The 22,918-nt window shown below is 53.2% G+C and carries 15 protein-coding genes; 14 read left to right on the top strand and 1 reads right to left on the bottom strand.

What is annotated here, in order from left to right; translation table 11 throughout:
* Window positions 1–275: 275 nt before the first annotated feature.
* The 12 genes from lonB (at window position 276) to SBI19_RS07210 (ending at window position 16,576) form a co-directional block, all read left to right on the top strand.
* Window positions 276–1,979 carry an ATP-dependent protease LonB gene (lonB, locus tag SBI19_RS07265; protein WP_317966512.1) on the top strand — a complete coding sequence of 568 codons (1,704 nt, stop codon included), beginning with the start codon at window positions 276–278 and terminating at the stop codon, window positions 1,977–1,979.
* A 36-nt stretch (window positions 1,980–2,015) separates the two neighbouring features.
* Window positions 2,016–4,409 (top strand): endopeptidase La, encoded by a 2,394-nt coding sequence (lon, locus tag SBI19_RS07260; protein ID WP_317966510.1) that lies wholly within the window; start codon window positions 2,016–2,018, stop codon window positions 4,407–4,409.
* Window positions 4,406–5,002: a ribosome biogenesis GTP-binding protein YihA/YsxC gene (yihA, locus tag SBI19_RS07255; protein WP_317966508.1), complete on the top strand. Its 597-nt coding sequence runs from the start codon at window positions 4,406–4,408 to the stop codon at window positions 5,000–5,002. The genes lon and yihA overlap by 4 nt, the downstream gene beginning before the upstream one ends.
* A 250-nt stretch (window positions 5,003–5,252) precedes the next feature.
* Entirely contained in the window at window positions 5,253–6,641 is a 1,389-nt protein-coding gene (hemA, locus tag SBI19_RS07250) for a glutamyl-tRNA reductase (protein WP_317966507.1), read from the top strand.
* Between the two features lie 208 nt (window positions 6,642–6,849).
* Window positions 6,850–7,662 (top strand): cytochrome c biogenesis protein CcsA, encoded by an 813-nt coding sequence (gene ccsA, locus SBI19_RS07245; RefSeq protein ID WP_317966505.1) that lies wholly within the window; start codon window positions 6,850–6,852, stop codon window positions 7,660–7,662.
* 153 nt (window positions 7,663–7,815) lie between these two features.
* Window positions 7,816–8,517: a precorrin-2 dehydrogenase/sirohydrochlorin ferrochelatase family protein gene (locus SBI19_RS07240; protein WP_317966503.1), complete on the top strand. Its 702-nt coding sequence runs from the start codon at window positions 7,816–7,818 to the stop codon at window positions 8,515–8,517.
* Between the two features lie 152 nt (window positions 8,518–8,669).
* Complete coding sequence (gene hemC, locus SBI19_RS07235) at window positions 8,670–9,653, top strand: hydroxymethylbilane synthase (protein ID WP_317966501.1); 984 nt, start codon at window positions 8,670–8,672, stop codon at window positions 9,651–9,653.
* Window positions 9,654–9,659: 6 nt separating this feature from the next.
* Complete coding sequence (cobA, locus tag SBI19_RS07230) at window positions 9,660–11,228, top strand: uroporphyrinogen-III C-methyltransferase (protein ID WP_317966499.1); 1,569 nt, start codon at window positions 9,660–9,662, stop codon at window positions 11,226–11,228.
* 268 nt (window positions 11,229–11,496) lie between these two features.
* Window positions 11,497–12,489 carry a porphobilinogen synthase gene (gene hemB / locus SBI19_RS07225; protein WP_317966497.1) on the top strand — a complete coding sequence of 331 codons (993 nt, stop codon included), beginning with the start codon at window positions 11,497–11,499 and terminating at the stop codon, window positions 12,487–12,489.
* Window positions 12,490–12,621: 132 nt separating this feature from the next.
* A complete protein-coding gene (hemL, locus tag SBI19_RS07220; protein WP_317966495.1) occupies window positions 12,622–13,932 on the top strand; it encodes a glutamate-1-semialdehyde 2,1-aminomutase in 1,311 nt (436 codons plus the stop codon).
* Between the two features lie 8 nt (window positions 13,933–13,940).
* Window positions 13,941–14,933, top strand: coding sequence for an RluA family pseudouridine synthase (locus SBI19_RS07215; RefSeq protein ID WP_317966493.1), 993 nt, complete (start codon window positions 13,941–13,943; stop codon window positions 14,931–14,933).
* A 200-nt stretch (window positions 14,934–15,133) separates the two neighbouring features.
* A complete protein-coding gene (locus SBI19_RS07210; protein WP_317966491.1) occupies window positions 15,134–16,576 on the top strand; it encodes a LysM peptidoglycan-binding domain-containing protein in 1,443 nt (480 codons plus the stop codon).
* 63 nt (window positions 16,577–16,639) lie between these two features.
* Here the strand turns inward: SBI19_RS07210 and SBI19_RS07205 are convergent, their stop codons facing one another.
* Window positions 16,640–16,993 (bottom strand): hypothetical protein, encoded by a 354-nt coding sequence (locus SBI19_RS07205; protein ID WP_317966489.1) that lies wholly within the window; start codon window positions 16,991–16,993, stop codon window positions 16,640–16,642.
* 520 nt (window positions 16,994–17,513) lie between these two features.
* On the opposite strand from SBI19_RS07205, the gene SBI19_RS07200 reads away from it, so the two are divergent.
* Window positions 17,514–19,481 (top strand): endonuclease MutS2, encoded by a 1,968-nt coding sequence (locus tag SBI19_RS07200; RefSeq protein WP_317966487.1) that lies wholly within the window; start codon window positions 17,514–17,516, stop codon window positions 19,479–19,481.
* Between the two features lie 773 nt (window positions 19,482–20,254).
* A complete protein-coding gene (locus SBI19_RS07195; RefSeq protein ID WP_483312253.1) occupies window positions 20,255–22,915 on the top strand; it encodes a valine--tRNA ligase in 2,661 nt (886 codons plus the stop codon).
* Window positions 22,916–22,918: the final 3 nt, after the last annotated feature.

Here is a 22,918-nt window from a genome sequence, read left to right as displayed (position 1 = left end):
TGCACAGCTTCATTCAAGATTAGATGCCGAATTCCCTTCTTGTGATGCTTCGTGATCAAAAACGGACTTTTTGGACTACCGCTTTCCCCTCCGTATATTCAAACACCCGCAGGGAATACTGACAAGTATTAGTCCTGCGGGTGTTTTTTGTATTGGCAATGCGCCAACAATTTGCTTGCAGGCAGCAATATCGAAGATGAAAGCAAATTAGGAGGCAGAGTGACTTTGATGCTGGTGTCAGGCTCAAAGGTCCTTTTGTCAGGAGGGGAATTGTAATGACTTTGAGTTTTGTGTTAATGATGATTCAGGTGTTTTTTGCTGTCGTTATCGGTCTATACTTTTGGAATTTGCTTCGCAATCAGAAGACAAGCCGGTCGGCAGTGGATCGTGAATCTCGTAAGGAGCTGGACAAGCTTCGCAAGCTGCGCTCCATATCGCTGACGAAGCCGCTGGCAGAGAAAACGAGACCGCAGGCAATGCAGGACATCGTCGGTCAAGTCGATGGCCTTAAGGCGCTTAAGGCAGCGCTGTGCAGCGCCAATCCGCAGCATGTCATTATCTACGGCCCTCCGGGGGTCGGCAAAACGGCCGCTGCTCGTGTTGTACTGGAAGAGGCGAAGAAAAATCCGACATCGCCATTCCTAGCCGACGCGAAGTTTACGGAGATCGATGCCACGACGGCTCGCTTCGATGAACGGGGCATCGCGGATCCGCTTATTGGCTCCGTGCATGATCCGATTTATCAAGGCGCCGGCGCGATGGGCGTCGCCGGAATTCCGCAGCCGAAGCCAGGTGCTGTAACGAAAGCGCATGGCGGAATACTGTTTATTGATGAAATTGGGGAATTGCACCCGATCCAGTTGAATAAATTATTAAAAGTTCTTGAGGATCGCAAAGTATTTCTTGAGAGTGCTTATTACAACTCCGAGGATGCCAACATTCCGATGTATGTGCATGATGTTTTCCAGAATGGTCTGCCAGCGGACTTCCGTCTCGTTGGCGCGACGACGCGGTCTCCTCAAGAGTTGCCAGCTGCTCTGCGTTCCCGGTGCATGGAAGTTTATTTCCGTCCGCTGCTAGCGGGTGAGATTGCTCAAATTGCGACGAATGCGGTGAAAAAAATCGGCTTCGAGCCATCGCCTGAAGCGATCGAGGTTGTTACGCGTTATGCAACGAACGGCCGGGAAGCTGTCAATGTGATTCAGCTAGCCGCAGGGCTTGCGTTGTCAGAGAAGCGCAGCGAGCTTATCGCTGCTGATATTGAGTGGGTTGTTAACAGCAGCCAAATACCGCCAAGACCGGATCGCAAAGTGCCTGCAGAACCGCAGGTCGGTTTTGTGAACGGACTTGCCGTCTACGGACCGAACATGGGCACGCTGCTTGAAATCGAGGTTAGTGCCATTCCAGTCCGCACGGGTAAAGGCACCTTTACGATTACAGGCGTTGTGGATGAAGAGGAGCTTGGCGGCGGCTCGCGTACGCTGCGTCGTAAGAGTATGGCTAAGGGCTCGGTAGAGAACGTTCTGACGGTTCTGCGCCGTTATGGACTTCGTCCGCATGATTACGATCTGCACATCAACTTCCCAGGCGGTACGCCGATCGATGGTCCGTCGGCAGGCATTGCAATGGCGACGGCGATTGCATCTGCCATTAAAGGGGAGCCGGTAGACAACAAGCTGGCGATGACCGGCGAGATCGGCATTCACGGCAATGTGAAGCCGGTTGGCGGCGTACTTGCGAAGGTTGAAGCTGCTTTCCAAGCAGGCGCGCAGCGGGTCATCATTCCGCGGGAAAACTGGCAGGCGATTTTCGATGGACTCGAAGGGGTACATATTACGCCGGTTGACCGCGTGGATGAAGTGTTCGCGATCGTATTTCCGCAATCCGAGGAGAAATTCCAGATGGTCGATTCGGCTGCCGTACAGGATCGTTTTATCGCGCCGACGGTGCCGTATTTGCAGGCTGATTCGGCAGAGTGATAAAATGGGTTAGACATCACTATTGGAGGTGCTGGAATGGGGCCTGGAAAATCGAAAGGACGCAGGCTGCCCCTGCTTCCGCTTAGGGGACTGCTCGTATATCCCAGCATGGTACTCCACCTTGACGTGGGTAGGGAGAAGTCGGTACGGGCGCTGGAACGCGCGATGGTCGATGACCACATGATTCTGTTGTGCTCCCAATCAGAAGTGAACATTGAGGAGCCTACGCAGGAAGATATATACCGGATCGGTACAATCGCACGCGTCAGACAAATGCTGAAGCTGCCTAACGGTACGATTCGTGTGCTCGTCGAAGGTGTCGTTCGTGCAGAGGTATTGGACTACATGCCGAACGAAGAGTTCTACGAGGTTATGATTAAGGAACTTCCGGAGCAGGAGACGGATGATTCCGAGACAGATGCGCTTATGCGAACGGTGCTTACCCAGTTCGAGAATTATATCAATCTGTCTAAGAAAGTAACGCCAGAGACGCTTGCGGCCGTCTCTGACATTGATGAGCCAGGCCGTCTGGCTGACGTCATTACGAGCCATCTCTCGCTTAAGATCCGCGATAAGCAGGATATTCTTGAGACGATTGACGTTCGTCAGCGGTTGGAGAAGCTGCTCGACATTCTGCATAACGAGCGCGAGGTGCTGGAGCTGGAGCGCAAGATCAACCAGCGCGTGAAGAAGCAGATGGAGAAAACGCAGAAGGAGTATTACCTTCGCGAGCAGATGAAGGCGATTCAGAAGGAGCTTGGCGACAAGGAAGGGCGCGCCGGCGAGGTCGAAGAGCTGCGCAGTCAGCTGGAGGAAGCGGGACTGCCGGATAAAGTGAAAGAAAAGGTCGAGAAAGAAATTGATCGGCTGGAGAAAATGCCGTCCACCTCTGCTGAGGGGGGCGTCATCCGCAATTATATTGATTGGTTGTTGTCATTGCCTTGGCGCAAAGGGAAGGACGAAGGGATCGAGCTTGATCTCGATAAAGCGGAAGCGATCCTGAATGATGATCATTACGGTCTGGATAAGCCGAAGGAGCGTGTGCTCGAGTATTTGGCCGTACAGAAACTCGTACAGAAGCTGAAGGGGCCGATTCTCTGTCTCGTAGGACCGCCTGGCGTCGGCAAAACATCGATAGCGCGTTCCATCGCGAAGTCGCTGGGCCGCAAATTCGTGCGCATTTCGCTCGGCGGCGTGCGTGACGAAGCGGAAATTCGCGGCCACCGCCGGACTTATGTCGGCGCAATGCCCGGCCGCATCATGCAGGGCATGAAGACGGCAGGAGCGATGAATCCCGTGTTCCTGCTCGATGAGATCGACAAAATGGCGATGGATTTCCGTGGAGATCCTGCTTCCGCCCTGCTCGAGGTGCTGGATCCAGAGCAGAACTCGACGTTCAGCGACCACTTCATCGAAGTGCCGTACGATCTATCCAACGTCATGTTCGTGACGACGGCGAACTCGCTGCATAACGTGCCGCGTCCGCTGCTGGATCGGATGGAGGTGCTCTACATTCCGGGGTACACCGAAATCGAGAAGCAGCAAATCGCTGAGCGATATCTGCTGCCGAAGCAGAAGCGGGAGCATGGATTAGAAAACGATCAACTCGTCGTCGAGAACGAGGCGCTTCAAGGGATTATACGCGAATATACGCGCGAATCCGGTGTGCGTAATCTAGAGCAGCAGCTTGCAGCGCTGTGCCGCAAGGCAGCCAAGCAGATCGTGTCTAAAGACCACGAGGGACCGATAACGGTTGATCTTGCGAAAGTGAAGGAATGGCTTGGACCAGCCAAGTTCCGTTACGGACTTGCGGAGCAGGAAGATCAGATCGGCGCGGTAACCGGCCTCGCATGGACGGAGGTCGGCGGCGATACGCTCGTGATCGAAGTTACCGTGCTGCCGGGCAGCGGCAAGCTTACGCTCACAGGCAAACTTGGCGACGTCATGAAGGAATCGGCGCAGGCCGCATTCAGTTATACGCGCAGCAGAGCGGCTGAGCTTAAGATCGAGCCGGATTTTCACGAGAAGAACGATATTCATATCCATATTCCAGAAGGGGCCATTCCGAAGGATGGACCATCTGCAGGCATCACGATGGCGACGGCACTCATCAGCGCATTGACGAACCGACCTGTATCGCGCGAGGTTGCAATGACCGGCGAGATTACGCTGCGCGGCAGGGTGCTCCCGATTGGCGGACTGAAAGAGAAATCGCTCGCAGCGCATCGGGCAGGCATTCGCAGGGTGCTGCTTCCGAAGGAGAATGAGCGCGATCTCATCGACGTACCAGAGAGCATTCGCGAAGAGATGACATTCGTACCCGTTGGCCATATGGACGAAGTGCTGCAGCACGCATTGCTGCCGGCAGCCGATCATGCTGAAGGTGCCGCTTCAGCACAAGAACAGAAAGCAGGGACAACCGTTACATGAAAATCACATCAGCAGAATTCGTAATAAGCGCAGTAAGACCGGATCAATATCCGACGGACGCCTTGCCAGAGATCGCTCTGGCAGGGCGTTCGAATGTCGGGAAATCCTCACTCATTAATCGAATGATCAACCGCAAGAACCTTGCTCGGACAAGCTCCCAGCCGGGCAAGACGCAGCAACTGAACTATTATCGTATCAATGAACAAGTGTATTTCATCGACTTTCCTGGCTATGGTTATGCCAAGGTGTCGAAGACGGAGCGCGAAGCCTGGGGCCGAATGATCGAGCGGTATCTCAAAGAACGCGAAGAGCTGAAGCTCGTGCTTCTCATTATCGATATTCGTCATGCACCGTCCAAGGACGATTGCTTGATGTACGGCTGGCTCAAACATTTTGAGATTCCGACCTGCATCGTTGTAACGAAAGCGGACAAAATTCCAAAGAGTCAATGGGACAAGCAGATTAAGCTCGTCAAACAGACGTTGGAGGCTGATCCGCGTGATACGATCATCCGGTATTCATCCGAAACTGGCGAAGGCCGCGATCAGCTGTGGGGCCATATCATGCAGACGATCGGTGAAAAGGATAACTAAAGCACTTATTTGATGGAACAGCCATCCTAGAAAACGGCCATGGGTCTCCATGGTCGTTTCATTTTTTGAACTTATTTTTCCGCAGCTGGTCAACCTTTGCGAATAATGGAAGTTTCAGCTGACCACACTAGGGACAGATCGTGTTTGTTTCAAACATTTTTCATATTTGAAGACGGAAGTACCATTGAACTATGCTATAATGTTCGTGACCGATTGGATACATATTCGAATAGAAGGGAGGCAGGCTCGCATGCATATCATCGTTGTCGGTTTGAATTATCGCACGGCGCCTGTTGAAGTACGGGAACGATTCACGTTTGCCGAACAAGACTTGCCCGAAGCATTGCGGCAATTAAAACAGACCAAGAGCATCTTAGAAGGTGTCATCGTCGCGACCTGCAACCGAACGGAATTGTACGCGGTCGTCGATCGGCATCATCTGTGCGGTCATTACATTCGAAGCTTTATGGAGAAGTGGTTCGCACTGCCTAGACAGCAGTTTACGAATCATCTATATATGTACGAGGATGATCAGGCTATTGAGCATCTATTCCGCGTGACTAGCGGTCTGGACTCGATGGTGATCGGCGAAACACAGATTCTGGGTCAAGTGAAAGAAGCGTTCGCGCTTGCGCAGAAAGAGAAGGCGACGGGAACGTTGTTCAATATGCTGTTCAAGCAGGCCGTTACGATGGCGAAGCGCGCTCATTCGGAGACTTCGATCGGCGAAGCGGCTGTTTCGGTCAGTTATGCGGCTGTCGAGCTCGGCAAGCGCATATTCGGCAATTTCGGCAAGAAGACGGTCATGATCATCGGCGCTGGCAAAATGAGCGAGCTCACGGGCAAGCACCTTTCATCGAATGGTGCAGAACGTGTCATCGTGGCGAATCGCACACTCGAACGGGCCGTGGAGCTGGCGGACAAGCTGGGCGGTACGCCATGCACGATGGAAGAGGCGATCGCACGGCTGCATGAAGCAGACGTGGTCATTAGTTCGACCGGAGCCAGTAAGTATGTGCTGATGCGAGAGCAGGTTGCTGCTGCCATGCAGCGCCGCAAATCCCGTCCGCTGTTTATGATCGATATCGCAATGCCGCGGGATCTCGATCCAGCCATCGCTGCAGTCGATAATGTGTTTTTATACAATATTGACGATCTTGAAGGCATCGTCGGCAGCAATCTTGAGCAGCGCCGCAGGGAATCGCTCAAGATCGAAGCGATGATTGCCATTGAGCTTGAAGCATTCCGCAGCTGGTATAAGACGCTTGGCGTTATTCCGCTTATTCGTGCGCTTCAGACGAAGGCGGAGACGATTCATTCGGAAACGATGGACAGCTTGGAGAAGAAGCTGCCAGACCTCGACGAACGTGAGCTGAAAGTTATTCGCAAGCTGACGAAGAGCATCGTTAATCAAATGATGAGCGATCCGATCCTGCGAATCAAAGAAATGGCTGGCGAGAAGCACGCCGGCGAAGCGATGGATATGTTCGTCAAGTTGTTTGCGCTTGAGCATTCGATCGATAATGGCCGCGAGTCCGCTCCAGCGGCATCGAAGCCTTCGCAAGCAGCAGAGCCGCAGGCTGCTGCTGATTCAGCATCCGTTCCAATGCCGGCGGGCATAGCTGCTGCAACGCCATGAGAAACCTCTATCGGTGCCATCTTAAGATGAGCGACCTACAGCTTGCGGAGCAAAGCAGCTTCGTAAGCATAGAGGTAGGGTTAATCGCCAATAGCAATTGGATGGTCCGATGAATTCGGAGCTGTACATTGTTATGCGGTAAGAAGCCGCCGCTCGCAAGCGGCGGTTTTTCTCATTGTTGGGTAACAGTGAAGGATGGGGGCTGCTTATGATAACATCTCATTGGTTTTATGATGCCATGCTATACGTATACGCCCTGACCCTGCTGTTTTACTTCTCTGACTTCGTAGATGCGAATCGGAGCGCTAGACGGATTGGTACAGGGCTGCTTATGTTTGTATGGGCTCTGCAAACCGGGTATTTGGTGTATCGCATGATGTCTCACCTCGACGTTGGTTATATATCGGGGTTTGAATATTGGTTTGCTGTCTCTTGGCTGCTAGTAACGATTTCTTTAGTCATCAGTCAGTTTTTCAGAATTGAATATTTGGTCTTTATCGTCAATTTAATCGGCTTCGCCGTACTTGCGGCGCTGCTGCTGGTCAATCCGCGTCCGTCGCAAACGATCGAGCCATATGAAGCAGCTCGCAATCTGCTTATTTTACATATTAGCTTGATGATTTGCGCATTCGCTGCGTTGACCATATCGGCCGTTTTCTCCGGCATGTATTTGTTCCTCCACCGCAAGCTGAAGAAGAAGAGCTGGACGATGCCGATGAAACGGCTGCCGAGTCTCGAAGTCATCGAAATGTACGCATACCGCTTTGTTTCCGCAGGCGTGCCTCTGCTGGCCATTGCATTGTCGCTGGCAATCGTGTCGGTTGCAATTGAAGGACGCTGGGTGTACCTCGCTGATTTGAAAGTTATTATCTCACTCATTGCGCTCGTTCTGTATATTGCTAACTTCATCCGTCGCAGTACGCATGGACAAGTCGGTTACTTGGCGGCAAGGTATAACCTGCTCGCGTTTGGCATTATGATTCTTAATGTTCTGATCAATCCGATTTCAAGCTTCCATTGATTATAGAGCAGAGTGGGCAGAGTGACTTTGAACTCCGTTCAAAGATCCTGATGTAGCAGCAGAGTGACTTTGAACTCCGTTCAAAGATCCTGATGTAGCAGCGGAGTGACTTTGAACTCCGTTCAAAGATCCTGATGTAAGGAGGGAACCTCTATGCCGGAAGGCGCATTGTATCCAATCATGCTTCGGCTTACAGGCAAGCGATGCGTCGTCATTGGCGGCGGCAAAGTTGCCGAACGTAAAACAGCTGCATTATTGGAAGCAGGGGCTGATCGCGTAGAGGTTATCGCCGAGCAAGTGACAGAGACGTTGGCTGAGCTTGGGCAGTCGGGGATGATAAGCATTGTTCAGAGGATCTATGATACGAATGACATTCGGCAGGCTTCGCTTGTTATAGCCGCTACGAATGATTCGGCGCTTAATGCACGGATCGTTAGAGAGGCTGACGAGTGCGGCATCTGGGTGAATTCAGCAAGTGACGGCGATGAAGGTACTTTCGTTACTCCTGCGGTCGTGCGCAGAGGCGATCTTGTTCTTGGCATCACGACCAGCGGGGCGAGTCCGTCGTTTGCATCGAAGCTGAAGGCAGAGCTGGAGCAGCAGTATGGCGGCGAATATGCCTTCCGACTGCAAGCACTTCGGCTGCTGCGTGAGCGGCTGCTGGATCCGAACTACTCTATGAATTTGGATACAGAACCAACGTCTTCGAGGCAGCGGTTACTGCGGTCAGCAGCTTCGGATGCAAACGGTTGGCAGGAGCTGGCGCATATGCTTGAGAATGCAAAGCATACAGAGCCGGATCTCACTATAGCAATAGATAGATGGATAGATCGGCTGAGCAAGTCGGATAGGTAGGCGAATGCTTACGAAGAAAGCAATTTGCTTTCCAGTTTGTAATTTACTAAGAAGTAAGCGCAAATTGCTAAGCGTATGCTTAGGAAGAAAGTAATTTGCTTGCAGGAAGCAGTTCGAAGAAGTTAGCAAATTGCTTTTAGGAGGAGAAGCTTGTGACTAATGAGACTCATACACCAGAGCGCGTCATACGAGTAGGGACACGGCAAAGCGCGCTGGCTTTGACACAGACGGGGCAAGTCATTGATCAGCTTAAGCAGCTAAGCGAGCAGCATGGATTGCCTTATACGTTCGAAGTTGTCAAAATCGTCACCAAAGGCGATCGGATTCTGGACGTCACCTTGTCCAAGGTTGGCGGCAAAGGGCTGTTCGTCAAAGAGATCGAGCAGGCGCTCATCGACGGCGAGATTGATATGGCCGTACACAGCATGAAGGATATGCCATTCGAGCTGCCGGAAGGATTGATGAACGGTGCGGTTCCGAAGCGGGTCGATCCGCGTGATGTACTGATTACGTCGACTGGCGGCGGACTTGAGACGCTGCCGAATGGAGCAAAGATCGGTACAAGCAGTCTGCGTCGCGCCAGCCAGCTGAAGAGCCATCGCCCGGATATCGAGCTGTTGTCGATCCGCGGCAATATCGATTCGCGCATTCGCAAGCTGGAAACGGAAGAGTTCGACGCGATCGTGCTTGCTGCAGCAGGTTTGCAGCGGATGGGTTGGGAATCGCGCATTCATGAACGGCTGCCGATCGATATTTGCGTTCCAGCCGTAGGGCAAGGCGCGCTTGGTATCGAATGCCGCGAATCGGATGCTGGCGTTCGCGAGCTGCTGTCGCTCTTGAACGATCCAGTATCGGAGCTGGCAGTTCGTGCGGAGCGCAGCTTCCTTGGTGCATTAAACGGGGGATGTCAGATCCCAATTGGCGCGCATGCTGTCGTAACGCTGCCAGAGGGCGTGGAGGAGAAATCGGTTGAAGGCGCAGTTATCGAGCTGGTCGGCATTGTTGGATCGCCAGATGGTGCGGTTTTGCTGAAAGAAATAGGCAAAGATTCTGATCCGGAAGCACTGGGCTTATCCGTTGCGGATAAGCTGCGTGCATCAGGGGCAGATGATATTCTGGCGCAAGTAAGGGGCTGATGAGCGATGAAGGGGAAAGTATATCTGGTAGGTGCAGGACCTGGTGATCCGAAGCTGATCACTGTTCGCGGATTGGAATGTATTAAGCGCGCCGACGTCGTCGTTTACGACCGACTGGCGAGTCCGAGGCTGCTGGCTCATATGAAGCCTGGCGCAGAACGTGTGTATGTTGGTAAGCTTCCAGATCGTCATACGATGAAGCAGGAAGAAATCAATCAGCTTCTCGTTGATCTCGCGCTCGAGGGCAAGACGGTAACGCGCTTGAAGGGCGGCGATCCGACGATCTTCGGACGTGTCGGCGAAGAGGCGGAGCTGCTCGTCCACAATGGAGTTGAGTTTGAAATCGTACCAGGCATTACGTCGGCTATTGCAGTACCTGCTTATGCAGGCATCCCTGTCACTCACCGAGATATGGCTTCCTCGCTGTCGATCGTAACGGGACATGAGAGCCCGGAGAAGCTTGATCAGTCGATTCATTGGGATAAAGTAACGAATGCGACAGGAACGCTCATTTTCCTGATGGGCGTCGCTAAGATCGGTTATATTAGCGAACAGCTGATGTTTCATGGCAAAGCGCCATCTACACCGGTTGCTCTCGTTCGATGGGGCACGCGCGTCGAACAGGAAACCATTACAGGCACGTTAGCCGACATTGCAGAGAAGGTTGAAGCAGCAGGCTTCAAACCGCCTGCTGTTATCGTTGTGGGTGACGTCGTGAAGCAGCGCGATATGCTGCGCTGGTTCGATAAGAAGCCGTTGTTTGGCACACGCATCCTCGTGACGCGTGCGCGTGCACAAGCGAGCGAACTCGTTCAATTGATCGAGGAGCTGGGCGGCGAACCGTGTGAATACCCGGTCATTCAGACACGCGATGTATCGGAAGCCGTACAAACGCAGGCGATTGAACGTGCCTTCGATGAAGCGGAATCGTTCGACTGGCTCATGTTTACAAGCGTGAACGGCGTCGAATCGTTCTTCCGCTGGCTGCGCCGATACGGTACAGACATTCGGCGTTTCGGACGTGCGCGGGTTGCCGCAGTCGGACCGAAGACGGCCGAAGCGCTGCAGGAGCGCGGCTTAACGGTTGAAGAGCTGCCATCGAAGTTTCAACAGGAAGGCTTGCTTGATCAGTTTGGGACTGAGGTTCAGGCCGGACAGCGAGCACTGCTGGCAAGAGGCGATCTTGCGCGCGAGGTGCTGCCTCGCGAGCTAAGAGCGCTTGGCGTAGATGCTGTCGAGCTTGACGTCTATGAGACCGTGCTTGCAGATAATCAGGATGAGTTAGCGCTTGAACAGCTAAGAGATGGAGAAGTCCATGTCGTCACGTTCACGAGCTCGTCGACGGTTACGAACTTGCTGGCGCTGCTGCGGGCCAACGGTGTCGAAGACCCAGTGTCATTGCTTGCGAAGACGCAAATCGCCAGCATCGGACCGATTACGACACAGGCTGTGAAAGCAGCTGGCTTAGAGGTTGCGATCGAGCCGGAAGAGGCGACGATCGATGCATTGGTCGCTGCTATTGTAGCAAAGCGATTAGCTGATCGGACGAATGCAAACGGCGTTAACATGCTATAGGTAGTTCTCAAGATTAAGTAAGCTCTGTTTTAGCCATATTATTTTTGATTTTTCAAGCTCGAACAAAAGTTGTGACCCACAGGGTCACACGACTCCCATAACGCAGTAATTTACGCACACAATAGTTCCTCCCATCGCCAAACATCCGGGGTCCAGGGGTTAAGGTTTCCGTAAGGAAACCACTTCGGGAGCAAACGCTGAAAATCCCTGGGGCCCTCCCTTGCAGGGAGAGTTTGGGTGGGTAGAACTCCCGCAGGAGGTATTCCACATGAGTTTCCCAACAGTTCGCAATCGCCGGCTGCGCGGATCTGCTGCGCTTCGCAGCATGGTGCGTGAGACGGTGCTTACAGTGAATGATTTTATCTATCCGATCTACGTCGTTCATGGAACGAATATCAAAGAAGAGATTCGGTCGATGCCGGGCGTTTACCATTTCTCGCTCGACCTGCTGGAAGCCGAGATTCGCGAAATTGTCTCGCTGGGCATTCCATCGATTATGCTGTTCGGAATTCCGGCAACGAAGGACGCTGTCGGATCTTCTGCTTATGATCCGAATGAGATAGTACAGCAAGCTACACGTCTGATTAAACAATGGGCGCCTGAGCTTGTTGTCATCGCCGATACTTGCCTATGCCAATATACGGATCATGGCCATTGCGGCGTTGTCCATGTGAATGAGCATAACGGTACGGCAGATGTCGACAATGATGAATCGCTGCCGCTGCTCGTTCGGACGGCTGTGTCGCAGGCGGAAGCAGGAGCAGACATCATTGCCCCTTCGAATATGATGGACGGGTTCGTTACAGCCATTCGCGAAGGACTTGATGCTGCGGGCTATAGGAATGTCCCGATCATGTCCTATTCGGTCAAATATGCGTCCGCGTACTACGGCCCATTCCGCGAAGCGGCACACTCGGCGCCGCAGTTCGGTGACCGGAAGACCTATCAAATGGATCCGGCAAACGCGCGTGAAGCGCTTCGTGAAGCGGAATCGGATGTGCTCGAAGGCGCTGACTTCCTAATGGTCAAGCCTGCGCTGGCTTACCTCGACATTCTCCGGACGCTGAAGGACCAATTCGATCTGCCGCTTGTTGCTTACAACGTCAGCGGTGAATATGCGATGGTCAAAGCCGCCGCTGCGAACGGCTGGATCGACGAACAGAAGATTGTGCTGGAAACGCTCATCGGCATGAAGCGCGCCGGTGCAGACCTCATTATCTCGTACCATGCGAAGGATGCAGCACACTGGTTGAAAGGTTAATGCATTCCCATTAGATATAGGCAACAGCTATAAATGCGTGTTCAAAAAGTCGGGTTTTCAGCAAGCTTTCTGATTCACTTCGTGATGACAAGACGACTTTATTGGACAACCCCTATAAGGAGACGTAAAACGATGAGCGAAACATTCGATCGTAACCGCCAGCGCCGCGATGAGCGGTCCAAAGCTGCATTCGAGCTGGCGAAGCAGTATATTCCTGGCGGCGTTAACAGTCCCGTCCGGGCATTCAAATCGGTTGGTCTGACACCGGCTTATATCGAGCGCGGAAGCGGCTCGCGCGTGTATGACATCGACGGCAACAGCTATATCGACTATGTTGCATCGTGGGGGCCTCTCATCATGGGCCATGCTCATCCCGAGGTTGTTGAAGCGATCAAGAAGACCGCGGAGAAAGGGACAAGCTTCGGCGCGCCAACTGAAATCGAGACGTTGATGGCGCAGCTTGTTTGCGAGCGTGTACCTTCGGCCGATATCGTTCGGATGGTTAACTCCGGTACCGAAGCGACGATGAGCGCGCTTCGTCTGGCGAGAGGATATACGAAGCGGAGCAAAATTCTGAAATTCGAAGGCTCTTACCATGGTCATGCGGACAGCTTGCTGATCAAAGCGGGCTCCGGCGTCGCGACGCTTGGCCTGCCTGACAGCCCAGGCGTGCCAGAGAGCGTAGCAACCCATACGATTACGGTGCCTTACAACGATATCGAATCCGTTAAGCTCGCATTCGAGAAGTTCGGCGAACAGATTGCCTGCGTTATCGTTGAGCCGATTGCCGGCAACATGGGTGTCGTTCCACCGCTCCCGGGTTTCCTGCAAGGGCTTCGCGACGTTACAACGAAGTACGGCAGCCTGCTTATTTTTGACGAGGTCATGACGGGCTTCCGCGTAAACTATCACTGCGCACAAGGCTTGTATGGCATCACGCCTGATTTGACTTGCCTCGGCAAAGTCATCGGCGGCGGACTGCCAGTGGGCGCATACGCAGGCAGACGAGACCTGATGGAGCAGATGGCTCCCGCAGGTCCGATCTATCAAGCTGGCACGCTGTCCGGCAACCCGCTCGCAATGGCAGCCGGCTACACGACGCTGAAGCTGATGACGCCAGAGCGGTATGAACATCTGGAGCGTCTGTCGAAGCGTCTGCAGCTTGGCTTCGAGGCAAACGCTGCGAAGCATGGCATCGCATCGACGATCAATCGTGTCGGCTCGATGGTATGTCCATTCTTCACGGATAAGCATGTTATTAACTTCGAGACGGCGAAGTCGTCAAATCTCGATCAGTTCCGCGCTTACTTCGGTTCGATGTTGAATCTTGGCGTCAGCGTAGCGCCGTCCCAGTTCGAGGGGATGTTCGTCTCCGGCGTACACACCGAAGAGGATATTGACCTGACGATTGAGGCGAACGACGAAGCGCTGTCGCGTCTATAATAGCTGACATGCAGAGCGGAAACAGCAATAGCTTTAACTGGCAGATCGGCGCGCGCCGTGATGGGCGCAAGCTGATACTTCTGCCTCAAGGCATGACCGTTGCTGACAGCGAGTTGGCAGCGCGGCAATGGCCAGCTGCCGAAGTCAATCCGCATGCGGTGAAGCAGTGGTTGATTGCGTCTGGCTGGTTCCCGGTCAAATGGATCAATCTTCTATTCTCGGTAGGCGGGATTCGCATGGAAGAAGAACGTATCGTTCTGGATGCGTTCGTCCCGGTCGACCCGGCAAAGGATCCGCTGTACAAGCTTGCAGCGACCGCACTGGGCGGCGTGAGCAGCAGTCTCGCTGCGGAGCCATTGTACGAGGATGATTACGTGCTTGTCATGAATAAGCTGGCCGGCATGCCGGTGCATGCTTCTCAGCCGGGCGAACGCGGCACGTTGGACGAAGCAGCCGCCCTACATCTGTTGAGACAAGGCGATCCGCTGCCGGTTCGTCATATTCATCGGCTCGATAACGAAACGTCGGGACCGGTCCTGTACAGTAAGAATGACCTTGCTCAGCAGCGACTGGATGAAGCGATGCGCAGCAAAGCGATTGATCGGCGATACATCGCTTTCGTGCAAGGACGACTAGCTCGACGTTCGGGTGTAATAGATGCACCGATCGGTCGCGACCGTCATCATTCGGTGAAGCGTCGTGCGGGTGCAGGCGGTGACGCTGCCATTACGCATTACGAGTTGCTGGAGCAATACAGCAGCGCAGCGCTGGTCAGTGTTCGCCTCGAGACAGGCCGAACGCACCAAATTCGCGTACATATGAGTCATATCGGACATCCGTTAGTTGGCGATAGTCTATATGGCGGAAGCACGCGATTGCTTGCTCATCAAGCGCTGCACGGCGAACGACTGCTCTTCGCCCATCCGCTTCATGGCGGCCAAGTGGAGGTCCTATCCCCGCGTCCGGAGTGGTTCGATCCGCTCAGGCGTGCATTAACTTAATGAATGGAATGAACCGCGAACAAGATACCGCTCTTGTTCGCGGTTTTTTGCGCTGATAACCGTATGGATATCGTTAACTCCATTGCAGCCACAGCCGTGCAATACGAATTTCATAGTCATGCGCTATACTGCGCTGCCATATGATAGTTATTGAATGAGAAGATTGCCCAAGCTTGCAAGGCGGAAGGGAGGACTGAAGCGTGCCGGATCAAACGAGCGGTTTGCGCTTTGATGTGTACGAACGCGTCCATTTGCCGGACGATGTTGCTGCGATTGAGGAGCTGGAGGAAATCGAGCTTGTTCCTCGTATTCAAGTCGTCCAGCAGGGTGAACAGGCATTGTTGAAAGGGCAGTTGCTGCTGACTGGTGTTTATCGGTCGCATAACGATTTGCAGCAGCCGCAATCACTGGAGCATTGGATTCCGGTCGAAATTACGCTGCCGATGAATCGGGTGCACAGTCTGGATGATATATCAGTCGAAATCGATCATTTCGATGTCGATCTGCTGTCATCGCGGACGCTGAACATTACAGGCATTTTATCGCTTCATGGCATTGCCGCTCCGTATCGGGAGGAAGCAGACAACGTCTGGGATGAAGAAGAACCGATTACAGTCGTACACCGGCGGGAAGAGTCGAGGCAGGTTGAGCCATCGTTTCAATCAAGCTTCTATGACAGCCCGGAATCAGTAAGGGATCATGACTACGGACAGGCTCAATTCGCGGAGGAAGAGGAGGAGCTGCAGCCTGATTCAGAGCAGTCCGTGCAGCAGCCGCCATTTTCCGTGCCATGGGGACAGCCGCAGCCATTCGTCCGCAGCGAAGCCGCTGTACCGCAGCAGCAGCCTGAACAGGAGCCATATACGCCTGTCATCAACTGGTCTGCTTTCGCTGCGCAGTCGGTGACGGAGCAGGCGCCTGAACAGCCGATTTACAATTCATCGTACGGCAGACCGGATGATCCATGGTCGGTTCCTGCGGCTAACGAAGAATTTGCGGCTAACAATGCTGCTGATTCATTCCGAAATGCGGACGAATCATTTGGCGATATCTCGTCTTCCGCGCGTCAGGATGCAGTGGTCGAGGCAGTTGAAGTGAATGTGGATGACGGTTTTTATACGCCGCCGGAGCTTGCGCATGATCAGGCAGATCAACCTCAACAAGAGCTCGCATCGCAGCGTCCCAGTGCCGCATCGTTCTTCGAGCAGGCCCAGCAGGCTCAGGCTGCGATCGAAGCGCCGCGTCAGGAGGATGCTGACGTTGGTCGCAAAGAGCTGAAGGTCGCCTTCGGTCGTAAGCGGGTGGAAGATGCGGAGCCAGCGAAGGAGCCAGTAGGCATTCGTTCCCTATTGCAATCGTCACGTCGCGAGCAGGAGATACGTGAAGCGGCGGAGATCAGTTCTGCGGAAGCACGAGAGAAATCGAGAGTGACGACAGGCGATGAGATTGAGTGGAAGACGCTGTTCCTAGGTAAGCTGGCTGATGAGCAGTCGTTCCGCAAAGTTCGGATGTGCATCGTTCAGAAGGAAGAAACGCTCGATGATATTGCAGTACGGTATGGGAAAAATACGAGGGAGTTGTCTCTCTACAACCGACTGCAGGATCAATCGATCTCAGAGGGGCAAGTCATTTACATTCCGTGATGGTCCCTAATGATAACAAGGCGCTGCCGTACCCGATGAGGGGAAATGGCAGCGCCTTGTTTATTAGTTCGATGACGGGGTTACCTTCACCGCATTAATCTTCTGAACGATGACAAGCCGCCTCTTCTTCAGCTCAGACAGCTTCGTGCGGATCGCTTCCAGCTGCTCCCGGTCTAACGACTGCGTACGAATTTCCTCGAGCAGTTGAAGCATGGACTGATTAATTTCATTGAATTGCCCCCACAGCCGTTGATTCTCTTGCTCCTTGAAGAGCTCCTGCAAGTAAGCATCTTTATTAGACAAGGTTTCTAGAATGTGCTGCTGCCAATGCGCATCGCCGATCTGAAGAGCATAGTTATACAGATCCAGCTGGTCATTGACCCAAGTCTCGATCTGATTCGATATGTTCGTTTTCATCTGGCATCACCCATCTTGTTTGATTTACCTAGTATTATACTCGGAATTAAAGGATTCGCAATAGCCGAATTGATTGAATCGTTAGATAATTAACAATAAACGCACAAAACCATTCAACCGAAATGCTGAGGCTTGACTGGACATCCCTCACAGCGCTACAATGACGGAGTATCCTACATTTATATGCGTAAGGGGAAATAAATATGTCGACGGGTGTTCTTAACTAATAATTGGATAAAGCGAGTGTCTGTCTAAGCGAGACAGCTTTCTGCAAAACTTTCGTTTTTGAAGGTTTTATTTGAGCTGTAAGTTTAGGGGAACTCGTGCCAATGAGTTAAGAACATGCGACGAAATTTCCGCCTGAACGCGTACATTGCCGTTCGGTCCGATTCGCCGTGCTCTTGCAGCACGGCTTTTTTGTTGACCGAAATGGTGATACGTCCAGCAGGGATGGAACGTTTATTCGCGTTCTGTCCCTGTTTTTTTGTGCCCAATTTATGATTGAAAGGAAGATTGAACGATGATTAATGATTCCGCCAAGCGAATGTTGGAACTGGATAAAATGCTGTTGATGGCAGCCGAGCATACGGTATCGCCAGCAGGAAGAAGACTTGCTGAACGTCACGCGCCAAGTACAGACGAGCGGCAAGTGCGGGCATGGCTGGAAGAGACGGAGGAGGCTGCGCGGCTGCTTGGAGCAGGCGCAAGCATCCCGCTGTCTGCGATGGAAGGCATCGATGAGATCGTTGCGCTGCTTGGCAAAGGCAGAGTTTATGTGCCGTCCGAGCTGTATCAGCTCAACATATGGCTAACGTCGATTGCTCAGATGAGACGATATATGGACAGCAAACGCCAGGCTGCTCCTCGCATTGCCTCTTACGCTGATTCAATGGATGATTGCCCGGAGCTAAGACAAGAGCTTCACCGATGCCTGCGTGGCAGCGCATTGGCTGACGAGGCAAGTCCTGAGCTGGGCCGCATCAGGAGGCAGCTGTATGCGCTTGAAGGCAAGATCGAGAAGAAGTTGGAGCAGACGATGGTCAAGTACAAGAGCGCGCTCCAAGAGGCGATTATTAGCAAACGGCGTGGCCATTACGTTATTGCCGTGAAGCGGGATTTGCGCAAGCAGGTACCAGGCACGGTATGGGATGAGTCATCCAGCGGGCAGACCTTGTTCGTAGAGCCGGCCGATATAGCGGCGCTGCAGCAGGAGTGGGACAGCTGGAAGGCGGATGAGGAGAGCGAGTGTTATGCGATTCAAGCACGGTTATCCGCGATGGCGGAGACGCGTACGGCCGAGCTGGAGTGGAACGTCGAGGCGATGGCAGCATTCGATTTCATAACCGCTCGGGGCAAAATGTCACGTTCTTACAACGGCACACGTCCCGCGATGAGCAGCCAGCCGATCGTGCGGCTCGTTCAAGCGCGCCATCCGCTTATCGCGACAGAACGCTGCGTCCCGCTCGATGCGATAATCGGCGACGATTGGCAGCAATTGATTATTACCGGGCCGAATACGGGCGGCAAGACGGTTGCCCTGAAGACGTTCGGACTGCTTGTGCTGCTTCACCAATGCGGTTTTCTTATACCGGCAGATGCCGCGAGCGAGCTTGGCATCTTTCATAAAGTGATGGCGGATCTTGGAGATGGGCAAAGCCTGGAGCAGTCGCTCAGTACGTTCTCCTCGCATATGACGAACGTAGCTTTGATGGTCCGAGAAGCGAATCATCGATCGCTGCTGCTGCTCGATGAATTGGCAGCGGGCACAGACCCCGGCGAGGGCATTGCGTTGTCGGTTGCCGTTCTCGAGCATCTGATGGAGATGAAGGCACGCGTGGTGGCGACGACACATTTTAACGAGATCAAACGATTCGCCTCTAACACGCCGGGTTGTATGAACGCCAGCATGACCTTCGATCCAGAGACGCTGCGGCCGCTGCATCGGCTGGTAACCGGAGAAGCGGGGGAGAGCCGCGCGTTCGCCGTTGCGAGACGGTTCGGCTTGTTGGAGCGAATTGTCGCCCGTGCAGAATCATTGGCTTCGCAGAGCGGTAGTCAGCAGCAGCTGCTACATGTACCAGTCGTGCAGCAAGCTGGAGTACAGACCCGTAACGACAAACAACAGCGCAACAAGAAGCAGGCGGGTGATCAACAGGAGAAGAGTGAACGGGCTACTGCGAAACAGCCGAGAGCGCAGCATCTCGCAGGGGACTGCGTCTGGATCCATCCGCTCAAGCGAACCGGCATCGTCTATCGCGAAGCGGATGAACGAGGCAATGTTATCGTGCAGGTCGAAGATCGGAAGCTGACCTTTAACCAGAAGCGGCTTGCTCGCTACATCGATCGAAGCAAGCTATATCCCGGACAGGATTATGACATGGACATCGTATTCGAAACAAAGGAGAACCGGAAGAAGCGTCATTTGATGAATCGTAAACATGCACAGGATGTAACCATTGTTACGAAGTCGGAGGAAGGCGAATCGTAGGCTTGGATTTCTTCGGAATGTACCGAACAGCGCTGCCTAATTGTAGCTGCAGAAGGTTCACCTCGAAATCCAAGAAAGTATAAGTATGCCATTTATACTTAAGCTTGGATTTCTCCGGAATGAACCGTACTGCGCCGCCTAAAAACGGCAACAGACGGTTCACCTCGAAATCCAAGAATGTATAATTTGAACCCTATACGTAATGCTTGTATTTCTCCGGAATGAACCGTACAGCATCGCCTAATTGGGGTTGCAGACGGTTCACCTCAAAATCCAAGAAGGCTCAAGAATACCACTTGTTCTTAATGTTTGGATTTCTCCGGAATGAACCGTACTGCGCCGCCTAAAAACGGCAACAGACGGTTCACCTCGGTTGACTTGTTTCGCCAAGAGAAGTATTATTACCATATATGCATCTGACGACAAGAATCGATGGTTCGGTCTGTTCAGATCTCGCGAACTATATGAGCAATAACAAGGAAAGGGAAGCGCCGTATTCGTGCCTTCAGAGAGCGGAGCCGTTACGCTGAGAGGATCCGTAGGAATGACGATGCCGCGTGTCGCCCCGGAGTTGCCAGGACTGAACGCTGCCTATTACTATGCAGCTGATAGGTTCGGCCGGACACAGCCGTTATCTGTTTGAGTGCCATGCAGTGCGAGCCATTCGCAGCAATCTGCATGGAATGAAGGTGGTACCACGGAAGCTAGAACCTTTCGTCCTTTGCGACGAAAGGTTTTTTTTATTTTTCTAATAGTTGATGGAGGTTGTGAACATGTCTGACAATCAAGCAACGACCGCGATGCCGACGACATACGATCCGAAGAGCGCGGAAGCTAAATGGTACGACTACTGGATGAAAGGCCGCTATTTTGAAGCGGGCAAGCGTCCTGATGCGCCGAAATATACGATCGTAATTCCACCTCCGAACGTAACGGGCATGCTGCATATCGGTCATGCGCTGGACTTCACGCTGCAGGATATTATGACGCGCGCGAAGCGGATGCAGGGTTATGATGCGCTCTGGCTGCCGGGCAGCGACCATGCCGGTATTGCTACGCAGACGAAAGTTGAGCAGAAGCTGCGCGAGCAGGGACTGTCCCGCTATGATCTCGGCCGCGAGAAGTTCCTGGAGAAAGTATGGGAATGGAAAGAAACGTACAATAATACGATCCGCGAGCAATGGGCGAAGATGGGCTTTGGTCTTGACTACTCCCGCGAGCGTTTCACGCTGGACGAAGGTTTGTCCCAAGCTGTTCGTCAAGTATTCGTCCGTCTCTATGAGAAGGGCCTGATCTACCGCGGCAAGAAAATCATCAACTGGGACCCTGCCGCTCGTACGGCGCTGTCCGACATTGAGGTTGAATATAAAGAAGTAACAGGTGCGTTATATCACCTGCAGTACCCGCTGGCAGACGGCAGCGGACATATTATCGTTGCAACGACACGTCCAGAGACGATGCTCGGCGATACGGCGGTTGCGGTTCATCCAGAAGATGAGCGTTACAAGCACCTGATCGGACGTACGCTTGTACTGCCGATTATCGGCCGTGAAATTCCAATCATCGGCGACGAGTATGTAGAGAAAGACTTCGGTTCCGGTGCGGTGAAGATTACGCCAGCACACGACCCGAACGACTTCGAAGTAGGTCTTCGTCATGACCTGCCGCAAATTACGGTCATGGATGAGAGCGGCAAAATGAACGAGCATGCCGGCCCTTACCAAGGGCTGGACCGTGCGGATTGCCGCAAAGCAATCGTGAAGGATATGCAGGAACAAGGCATCTGCATCCGCATTGAGGAGCATGTACACCAAGTTGGTCACTCCGAGCGCAGCGGCGCTGTTGTTGAGCCATACCTGTCGACGCAGTGGTTCGTATCCATGAAGCCGTTGGCTGATCGTGCGATCGAAGCACAGAAGAGCGGTAACGGCGTTAACTTCGTACCGGATCGTTTCGAGCGGACGTATCTGCAATGGATTGAGAACGTACGCGACTGGTGTATTTCCCGTCAGCTATGGTGGGGTCACCGCATTCCGGCATGGTACAACACGGCGACGGGCGAAACGTTCGTTGGCGTAGAGGCTCCGGAAGGCGCAGACAGCGAAGGTTCACCATGGAAGCAAGATGAGGACGTACTTGATACGTGGTTCAGCTCCGCGCTGTGGCCGTTCTCGACGCTCGGCTGGCCGGATGAGAATCATGAAGATTTCAAACGTTTCTACCCAACAGATGTGCTCGTAACGGGCTACGATATTATTTATTTCTGGGTAGCGCGCATGATCTTCACGGCGCTGGAATTCACCGATCAAATTCCGTTCAAAGACGTGCTTATGCATGGTCTTGTTCGTGACGAGAACAACCAGAAGATGTCCAAGTCGCTGGGCAACGGCGTTGACCCGCTGGACGTTATTGAGAAGTATGGCGCTGACGCTATGCGCTTCATGCTCTCGACGAACAATACGCCAGGTCAAGACCTCCGCTTCCGTTGGGAGAAGGTTGAGCAGGCGCGCAACTTCGCGAACAAGATCTGGAATGCTTCGCGCTTTGCGCTCATGAACCTCGAAGGTGTTACGGCTGCCGATATCGACATTACGGTGCCGCTGGGCACAGCTGACCGCTGGATTCTGCACCGCCTGAATGAGACATCCCGCGATATTACGCGTCTGATCGACAGCTATGATTTCGGCGAGACGGGACGTCTGCTCTATAACTTTATCTGGGATGACCTGTGTGACTGGTACATCGAGTTCGCTAAGCTCAACCTGTACGGCAGCGATCCAGCTGCCAAGAAAGCTACGCAATCCGTACTCGCATACGTACTTGATCGTACGCAGCGACTGATCCATCCGTTCATGCCGTTTATTAGCGAAGAGATATGGCAACACTTGCCGCATGAAGGCGAGACGATCACCCTTGCAGCATGGCCGACGTTCGATCCGGCGCTGGAATCGCCTGAAGCGGTTCGCGAGATGGAGCTGCTCATGGATATGATCCGTGCGGTTCGCAACATTCGTGCAGAAGTGAACGTGCCGATGAGCAAGAAGGTCGAGCTGCTGATCAAGCCTTCCAGCGAAGCGGAGCTTGCAATCGTGGAACGCAACCGCGAATTTATCGAGCGTTTCTGCGGGACGTCGAAGCTGGATGCAGGACTTGCGATCCAGACGCCAGACAAAACGATGTCGGCTGTTGTGACAGGCGCAGAGCTGCTTCTGCCGCTTGCAGGACTGATTGATATTGCCCAGGAAATAACACGTCTTGAGAAAGAACTGAAAACGCTGAACGGTGAAGTTGAGCGAATCGAGAAGAAGCTCGGTAACGAAGGGTTTGTTTCGAAAGCGCCGGCGAAGGTTATCGAAGAAGAGAAAGCGAAGATGGCAGACTACGCGGACAAACGCGATAAAGTCATTGCCCGAATCGCTGAACTTCGCGCGTAAGGT

The organism is Paenibacillus sp. CCS19, from assembly GCF_033239625.1.
Lineage (GTDB): Bacteria > Bacillota > Bacilli > Paenibacillales > Paenibacillaceae > Paenibacillus_T.
Note: the sequence above shows the minus strand (reverse complement) of the source record. Positions and strands in the feature narration are given on the sequence as shown.

Bases quoted from the DNA above. Each gene is read 5' to 3' on its own strand.
- SBI19_RS07195 (WP_483312253.1), top strand. From the start codon at position 20,255: ATGTCTGACAATCAAGCAACGACCGCGATGCCGACGACATACGATCCG.
- hemL (WP_317966495.1), top strand. From the start codon at position 12,622: ATGAGCGAAACATTCGATCGTAACCGCCAGCGCCGCGATGAGCGGTCC.
- hemA (WP_317966507.1), top strand. From the start codon at position 5,253: ATGCATATCATCGTTGTCGGTTTGAATTATCGCACGGCGCCTGTTGAA.
- SBI19_RS07215 (WP_317966493.1), top strand. From the start codon at position 13,941: ATGCAGAGCGGAAACAGCAATAGCTTTAACTGGCAGATCGGCGCGCGC.
- yihA (WP_317966508.1), top strand. From the start codon at position 4,406: ATGAAAATCACATCAGCAGAATTCGTAATAAGCGCAGTAAGACCGGAT.
- ccsA (WP_317966505.1), top strand. From the start codon at position 6,850: ATGATAACATCTCATTGGTTTTATGATGCCATGCTATACGTATACGCC.
- lon (WP_317966510.1), top strand. From the start codon at position 2,016: ATGGGGCCTGGAAAATCGAAAGGACGCAGGCTGCCCCTGCTTCCGCTT.
- SBI19_RS07200 (WP_317966487.1), top strand. From the start codon at position 17,514: ATGATTAATGATTCCGCCAAGCGAATGTTGGAACTGGATAAAATGCTG.
- SBI19_RS07205 (WP_317966489.1), bottom strand. From the start codon at position 16,993: ATGAAAACGAACATATCGAATCAGATCGAGACTTGGGTCAATGACCAG.
- hemB (WP_317966497.1), top strand. From the start codon at position 11,497: ATGAGTTTCCCAACAGTTCGCAATCGCCGGCTGCGCGGATCTGCTGCG.
- cobA (WP_317966499.1), top strand. From the start codon at position 9,660: ATGAAGGGGAAAGTATATCTGGTAGGTGCAGGACCTGGTGATCCGAAG.
- SBI19_RS07240 (WP_317966503.1), top strand. From the start codon at position 7,816: ATGCCGGAAGGCGCATTGTATCCAATCATGCTTCGGCTTACAGGCAAG.
- lonB (WP_317966512.1), top strand. From the start codon at position 276: ATGACTTTGAGTTTTGTGTTAATGATGATTCAGGTGTTTTTTGCTGTC.